General features: G+C 48.2%; 7 protein-coding genes. 6 read left to right on the top strand and 1 reads right to left on the bottom strand.

Going from position 1 to position 7,404, the window contains the following annotated elements; genetic code table 11:
- Together PHW04_18770 and PHW04_18765 are read left to right on the top strand one after the other, a co-directional pair.
- A partial coding sequence (locus PHW04_18770; GenBank protein MDD2717937.1) for a hypothetical protein occupies positions 1-221 on the top strand: 221 nt, incomplete at its 5' end.
- Between the two features lie 101 nt (positions 222-322).
- Complete coding sequence (locus tag PHW04_18765) at positions 323-1,270, top strand: C1 family peptidase (GenBank protein ID MDD2717936.1); 948 nt, start codon at positions 323-325, stop codon at positions 1,268-1,270.
- Positions 1,271-1,333: 63 nt separating this feature from the next.
- Here PHW04_18765 and PHW04_18760 read toward each other — a convergent pair whose 3' ends face one another.
- The gene (locus PHW04_18760) at positions 1,334-4,033 is read right to left on the bottom strand and encodes an AAA family ATPase (GenBank protein MDD2717935.1); all 2,700 of its coding nucleotides are present in this window, start codon (positions 4,031-4,033) and stop codon (positions 1,334-1,336) included.
- A gap of 233 nt (positions 4,034-4,266) precedes the next feature.
- Here PHW04_18760 and rpsL point away from each other — a divergent pair, with 233 nt between their 5' ends.
- The 4 genes from rpsL to PHW04_18740 all read left to right on the top strand — a co-directional run.
- On the top strand, positions 4,267-4,659 hold the full coding sequence (rpsL, locus tag PHW04_18755) for a 30S ribosomal protein S12 (protein ID MDD2717934.1): 393 nt from the start codon (positions 4,267-4,269) through the stop codon (positions 4,657-4,659).
- Between the two features lie 12 nt (positions 4,660-4,671).
- A complete protein-coding gene (rpsG, locus tag PHW04_18750; protein MDD2717933.1) occupies positions 4,672-5,148 on the top strand; it encodes a 30S ribosomal protein S7 in 477 nt (158 codons plus the stop codon).
- A gap of 17 nt (positions 5,149-5,165) precedes the next feature.
- The gene (gene fusA, locus PHW04_18745; GenBank protein ID MDD2717932.1) at positions 5,166-7,277 is read left to right on the top strand and encodes an elongation factor G; all 2,112 of its coding nucleotides are present in this window, start codon (positions 5,166-5,168) and stop codon (positions 7,275-7,277) included.
- Position 7,278: 1 nt separating this feature from the next.
- Positions 7,279-7,404 (top strand): GTP-binding protein (locus PHW04_18740; GenBank protein ID MDD2717931.1); only part of this gene is annotated, 126 nt, incomplete at its 3' end.

Raw genomic sequence — 7,404 nt, 5'->3', positions numbered from 1 at the left:
GGCTGTTTGCGGAAAAGAAAGACAGTGCCACCCTTGAAGAAGTGGTTTCCATAGCTTCTGACATCATTCCAGGAGCGATCACAGATACCAGAAGATACCAGACCCTGCAGGCTCTCCTGAACTGCACCAGGAAAAGTCTGCTGCCTGAAACTGCGGATGACGCGAAAAGGCGGGAGTGGCAGGACGAAATCAGGGCGCTGGAGCGAAGCGGGATCAGGTAACTCCCCTATTTGAAGCAGATTGAAGCAGGAAAAAGCTTCCGTTTTACCACGGAATGCTTCACAATTGGCTCAGCGGAAGCGAAAGTATACAGGGGGGCAGTATGAAAAAAACCATCGTAATCGTCAGTCTGGCATTCAGTCTTGGTGTATCTCAGGCATTATCACTTGAAGGAGTCAGCGAGAACAGGGCTGTCCGTTTTTTTCACGCCTGTGCAGTTGCAAAGCAGGAGAACGCGACATACAGGATGTCTCCTGAGGCAATGCCGGCAGGCGTGAATTTTGAAGACTGCTGCGGGTTGAACCTTCCGGAAAAAGTCCGTTGCAGTATACTGAAATTAAGCGGAGAACCGGGAAATCTGCCTGCCAGATTCGACTGGCGGGAGCAGAACGGCGTAAGTGCAGTGAAGAGCCAGGGAAGCGCCATGTGCTGCTGGGCATTTTCTCTGACAGGCGCGTTCGAATCCCAGATCATGATCAATGAAAAAACAGAAGTGGATCTTTCAGAGCAGGACCTGATTTCCTGCAACAGCAATCATTACAGCTGCCAGGGGGGGTTCCTGGATGCTGCCCAGTATTTTCAGGACAAGGGAGTGGCTCTGGAAAAGGATTATCCCTATGCCGGGCATGATGCGGAATGCGTAAATACTGCAACCAGACCCTACAGGATATCCGGATGGCAGATCTTCGACAATAATCAGGAAACTTCGCCTGCTCCTGAAAAGCTCAAGCAGGCCATTGAAGAATACGGTCCAATCTGCTGCTGCATGGTCACTGACGATAACTTCAGCTTTTACAAGGGCGGCGTTTATAATCATGATGCACAGGGTAAGATCAACCATGCAGTGATTTTAGTAGGTTGGGATGACAGCATGGGCAACGGCGGCTGCTGGATCCTGAAAAACTCGCATGGAACTGACTGGGGGGACAAGGGATTCATGTACATTGAATATGGGAAATCCCGTGTGGGAACGATGCCTACCACAATAACCTATAGTGGCGCAATTGCCAGTTCTTCACTAGATCAAAATCCGGAGGTGGACCAGATGTAAAACTTTCCCTTGGATCGTAATACCCACCAATTTCAGCGGGTCATAAAACCCGCTTTTTTTTATTCATTTTTCTTCTGGAAAATTCTGGTTTGCTGGATAGATCACGCAAAATGAACACTGGCTGTTAAAGGAATAACCGCCGGTTTCGGGTGAAAGCTGGATGAAACGCCCGCGTTCATCGTCGCCCAGAATGGCTCTCAGCCTGGTGATGGTCATCCTGAAAGTGCTGCCGTCCGCCTCCAGGTCGTATTTACGCGCCCAGACTTTCTGGAATATCACACCAGGTTTGAGAACTGTTCCTGGGGAGCTTGCCAGAGCGAACAGAAGAGGCACAAGCACTCTTTTTTTGAAGAAGGCGATTTCCTTTCCGTCGATCCAGAGTTCTTTTTTGGCAAAGTCCGCAAAAAATTCATATTTGCTTTTTTGGGAGCGGAAAGGCAGAGTTTCCGGCTCTTTTACTGTTCTGCAGCCTTCTCGGCTTAACAGAGTGAACAGGTTATCCCCATTTTCGGCAGAGATTCGATCGGCAAACCATTTTAATTCAGCCATGAGCTTTTCCTGAGCCGGGAGTGGGAGTCTGGCTATGTTCAAAAGGAATTTCTGATAACATCTGTCTTTTTCGGATGTCAGATGCTGCAGCCCGGAAATCACGGATTTAAAGTAATACAGGATGGAAAGCATTTTCGGCTGGGAACTGATTTCAGCAAATTCCGATACGAGATCGAGCAGGCCGGCTGCTTCACTGATTTTACCGCGGAGCAGGAGGAACTGGGCGTAATTCTGCCTGGCCCATGTCACCCGCCAGGGATCGTCGATTTTCGGTAACATTTCCAGGGATGTCTGAAAATGGGCTTCCGCATCGTCCCAGTCGCCTGTATGGACGTAAATATCACCCAGAGAATTATGAATTACGCCCTGGATGAAACCCATGCTGTCCCTGCAGCCGTAACTCAATCCTTCCTGCTTCTCTCTGATGGCTTCCTGAATCTTTCCCTGAAGAAAAAAGATATCTCCTCTGGCGTTGCAGTCAAAGGCGTAACCGTGATAGTCCTTTATTTCCAGCCTGATGATGCTGGACCTTCTCAAGCACTCCAAGGCCTTCTCATACTCCTGAAGATCTGTGAGAAATCGAGCTTGAGTATAGACAGCATGGGCAAGCAAATACTGCACATTGAAATCACGGTAAATCCCCTCAGCTGTTGCGGCGAAATGGAGAGCCTGACGGATATCGCCGCGGAAGTACAGGAATACTCCATATTCGACGAAGAATCTGGCTTTTTCCAGTGGAGAGAGGGTGGGGCCTTCATCTGATTGGATTTCCAGATAATATTCAGAAGCTTTTGCATAATCTCCCAGGGTATTGCAGCAGGAAGCGAGTGACAGCAGAATTTCGTATCTTTCCCTGTCAGGCAGCACTTCCTCCAGCAGATCCTCAAAAGCTGTCCTGGCGTTATGCAGCATCCCTTTTTCGAAGATGGCTTTAGTTCTCAGGAATTTCCGGGCGGTCTTGCCGGAAATCAGTCCCAGCGATTCTTCTGCCAGGTCGAACTTCCTCTGAAAAACCAGCAGCTCAATTTTGGATCGCAGCAGCTCCTGCTTGCGGTTATCAAGTCCTTCATTCAAATTCCGGTCAAGCAGATGCAGAAAATTTTCCGTTTCCGCACCGAGCAGGCTTGGTTCGTTGCAAAGCCTTAAAAGCACGTCAACCGATTTCTCCGGAGCACCTGCCTCCTGATAATGATAATATGCCTCTTTTAATTCTTGAATTTCAGCCTGAGGATTTTCGAAATAGATCCCCGCGATTTTTTTGTGCAGGGAAATCTTATCCGTTTCTGAAAGACGTCTGTCAATAAATTCCTTCAGCAGATCGTGGAGGAAGACCCGGCCCAGTTGATTGTGCTCCAGCACAAAGTTGTTCAATAGTTTTTCCAGGGATTTTTTACTTTCCGCATCACAGGGTGGCAGTATTTTCTCCGGTTTGACCGGAATCCTGAATAAAGAGATCGTTTCTGCTGTCTTCTGTTCGTTTTTACTCAGTCCATTCCAGAATTTCGAGAGCAGATATTGCTCCAGTTTTTCCGAAAAATCGCCCTCCAGAAGAGATTCCAGGGAATATCCGCCTGAGATTAAAAGACTGATCAGGAGTTTGGCTGAAAAAGGATGTCCACCAGTGATTTCGAATATTTTTCTTTTCTGGTCCGGATCTAAATCCGGAAGATGATGAAATCTCAGAAGATTGTCCATTAACAGGAAAATATCTGAATCCGGAAGCCCGGCAAGTTTAATTTGGAAAATTTTCACCAGATCGAGTGGAGGAAGTTCGATCTTTTTCCTGGTGGAAATCACAAGCCTTCCGTCTGCAAATGATTCGGCCAGCCGGACCAGTTCCCTGGTGGCATCGTTTTCCACAAGATGGAAGTCGTCCAGAAAAAGGGCTAAGGATTTTTTTTCCAGAAGATTGGCCGCATCTGCAGCGGACAAAGATCTAAATTTTTTCCCGTCTCCACGTTCTCCGGCCATCCGGAGTATTTCGCTGAAGAGGTCTGTTTCTGACCAGCCGGTTTTACAGGTGATATACAGCACCCTGTCCCGGTATTTTTCCATTTTGTTGACTGAAGCGGCAAAAACCTGTGAAAGAGTGGTCTTACCGATCCCTGCCAACCCGGCGATCATGATCACTTTCTGTGTCGGGAAGAGTTCCACTAGCTCCCTGAGTTCACGTTCACGCCCGAAGAGCCTTGGAAGTCCCGGTTTGTTTGGCATGGAAGCAGTATACAATGACGAAAAACAATTTGCATCTGAAAATTGTTTTTCGCTGAATGAAGCAGGGCATCCTTAGTGAAATTCCATGGAGGAGGTTTCTCCACTTTTTTTCTGAATCTGTTGGAATTGGTCACCGGTACCGGCTGAATTGCAAAAAAACCTTTGACACTCGGCCATACCAGGCTCTACAATTTGAACACTTGTTAGAAAAATCAAGGAAAGTGAGGGTATTTGTGCCGACCATTAACCAGTTAGTCAGAAAAGGAAGAGAAGTCCTTGCCCACAAGTCGAAATCACCGGCTTTGTCGGGCAGTCCGCAGAGAAGAGGCGTCTGCGTCAAGGTCACTACCATGACCCCCAAGAAGCCTAATTCTGCTCTCAGAAAGATCGCCAGGGTCAGATTGACCAACGGGATTGAAGTGACGTGCTACATACCCGGTGTGGGACACAATCTCCAGGAAAACTCTATCGTCATGATCAGAGGCGGAAGGGTCAAGGACCTTCCAGGAGTAAGGTATCACATTATTCGTGGCTCTCTTGACTGCGCCGGAGTTACCGACAGGATGCAGAGTCGCTCCAAGTACGGAGCGAAGAGGCCTAAGAAGCAACCGGTGAAAGCGGCATAAGGAGGAATATAGATGCCACGCAGAAAGTTACATTTAAAAAGAGAAATGCCTGGTGACAGGCTTTACAAGAGCCCGATCGTCGGAAAATTCATCAACTGCCTGATGTGGGAAGGCAAGAAGACAATCGCAGAGAAGATCATGTATGGCGCAATCGACTATACCTGTGAGAAAACCAAGGAAACGGAAGACAAGTTGAAGGTTTTCAACATCGCTATGAACAATGTCATGCCCATGATCGAAGTCAAATCCAGGCGCGTCGGCGGAGCCAACTACCAGGTTCCGATCGAAGTACCTGAATACCGCAGGATCAGACTGGCAGTCCGCTGGATTATCAATGCCTCGCGCGCCAAAAAGGGCAAGTGCATGCTGGAGAAACTGGGGCAGGAATTGCTTGACGCCAGCAAGGGTGAAGGAACTGCCTTCAAGAAGAAGGAAGATACGCATAAAATGGCAGAAGCCAACAAGGCGTTTGCGCACTTCCGCTTTTAAGGAGTAAAGAGGGAACCATGGGACGCGACTGCCCAATAGAGAAAGTCAGGAACATCGGGATCATGGCCCACATCGATGCGGGAAAGACCACGACCACCGAACGCTTTCTTTATTACACCGGAAAGATCTACCGGATGGGCGAAGTGGACGAGGGAACCGCCACCATGGACTGGATGATTCAGGAGCAGGAACGGGGAATCACGATCACCTCAGCTGTCACCACCTGTATCTGGAATTCCTTTAAAATTAACATCATTGACACACCCGGACATGTTGATTTCACCGCTGAAGTCGAAAGATCACTCAGGGTGCTGGATGGAGCCATCGCGATCTTCTGCGGTGTGGCAGGAGTCCAGCCGCAGTCGGAAACCGTCTGGCGCCAGGCCAACAAGTACAAAGTACCCAGGATCGCCTTTATCAACAAACTTGACCGCACTGGAGCCGATTTTCTGAGAGCTGTAGATACGATGAGAACCCGGCTGTGCACTGATCCTCTAATTATGCAGTACCCTTATTTCGAAGATGAGCAGTTCGTGGGCGTCATCGACCTGCTGAAGCGAAAGCTGCTCCAGTTTTCTGAAGATGATGGGCATGCTGTGAGCGAGACTCCAGTGCCTGAGCACCTCTCTGAAACAGTGGAAAAATATCGTGACCGGATCGTGGAAGTCGTAGCCGGTGAAGTCGAAAGCCTGACCGAAGCCTATCTTGAAGGCAGAGAAATTGCAGTTGAGGATCTCAAACTTGGGATCAGGAAACTTACCCTGTCTCATAAAATCGTCCCAGTCTTCGGGGGGGCATCATTCAGGAACAAGGGTGTGCAACCGCTCCTCGATGCTGTAATCGATTATCTCCCATCTCCACAGGACATCGGCACAGTCGATGGAATCAACCCCAAGAACGAGGAGAAAACCTCCAGGCGTCTCGCTGACGATGAAGATTTCAGCGGGTATGTTTTCAAGGTGGTATCCGATCCTTACATGGGTAAACTTCTTTTTACCAGGATCTATTCAGGAAAAATTGAAAACGGTTCCATGATTTACGACTGCAACAGCCGGAAAAAAGAGCGCATTGCCAAGATCCTTCAAATGCATGCCAATCACAGGGAAGAACTTAAAATAGTCCACTCAGGTGAAATTGTAGGGCTGATCGGACCCAAGTTCTGTAAGACAGGGCATACGATCTGCACTGAGGGCAGGAAGATCGCATACGAGGCCATCGCCTTTCCGGAACCAGTGATTTCTGTCGCTATTGAAGCCAAAAATCAGAAGGAGCAGCAGAGACTTGAAGAGGCTCTCCAGAAATTCTGTGATGAGGATCCGACTTTCAAAAAATACGTCGATGCCGAGAGCGGACAAACATTGATCAGCGGAATGGGTGAACTGCATCTGGAAATTATTGTGGACAGGCTGTTCCGGGAATTTAAAATTCAAGGGAATGTGGGAAAACCCCAGGTTTCATATAAAGAGACCATTGTCAGCAGACAAAAGGGTGAGGCTCAGATTGAGAAGGAACTCGGCAACAAGAAACTTTTCGCTGGAGTGACTGTGGAGCTTTGGCCCAGCAAGCGTGGCGTTGGTTTTATCTTCCATTCCAATCTTACATCAGGCAACCTTTCTGAAGAATTTCTGAGTGCAATCGAAGAAGGCTGCAGGGATGCTTTAATGGTAGGCAATCTGGCCGGATTTCCTGTCATTGACACTACCGTGAAATTGCTGGGTGTTAATTACAGCGAGTCCGACTCCAATGAGATTGCCTTTAAGATGGCAGCTACACAGGCTGTTAACAATGCCATGCTTTCGGGAGATTTTATCTTGCTGGAACCAATCATGAAACTTGAAATCATTACCCCGGAAGAGTACCTCGGCGATGTGATCAATGATCTTAATTCACGCAGAGGAAAGATAGACAAGCTGGAAAAGAGTGAGAACTCCAGTGTGATTGATGGTGTAGCGCCCCTCTCTGAATTATTCGGATATACTACGGAATTGCGTTCCAGGGCGCAGGGGAGAGCTACCAACACCATGCAGTTTGGTCATTATGATGAGGTGCCCCCGAATTTTGCGAAAAACATAATAGCCCGCTATAAAGGCGAGCTCAGTTATTTTGAAGCAACCAGCTCAGGAGGTTAAGATGGCAAAGGAAAAATTTGAACGGAACAAACCGCATGTCAACGTGGGAACGATCGGCCACATTGATCACGGAAAAACGACATTGACAGCAGCGATCACGATGGTTTTAGCTCATAAAGGACTGGCG

The organism is Candidatus Wallbacteria bacterium (genome assembly GCA_028687545.1).
In the GTDB taxonomy this organism is placed as follows: Bacteria; Muiribacteriota; JAQTZZ01; order JAQTZZ01; family JAQTZZ01; genus JAQTZZ01.
The sequence above is the reverse complement of the archived record's forward strand: the minus strand, read 5'-3'. Positions and strand labels throughout refer to the sequence as shown.

Coding starts and splice junctions, on each gene's coding strand:
- PHW04_18765 (MDD2717936.1), top strand. CDS start 323: ATGAAAAAAACCATCGTAATCGTCAGTCTGGCATTCAGTCTTGGTGTA.
- PHW04_18760 (MDD2717935.1), bottom strand. CDS start 4,033: ATGCCAAACAAACCGGGACTTCCAAGGCTCTTCGGGCGTGAACGTGAA.
- rpsG (MDD2717933.1), top strand. CDS start 4,672: ATGCCACGCAGAAAGTTACATTTAAAAAGAGAAATGCCTGGTGACAGG.
- fusA (MDD2717932.1), top strand. CDS start 5,166: ATGGGACGCGACTGCCCAATAGAGAAAGTCAGGAACATCGGGATCATG.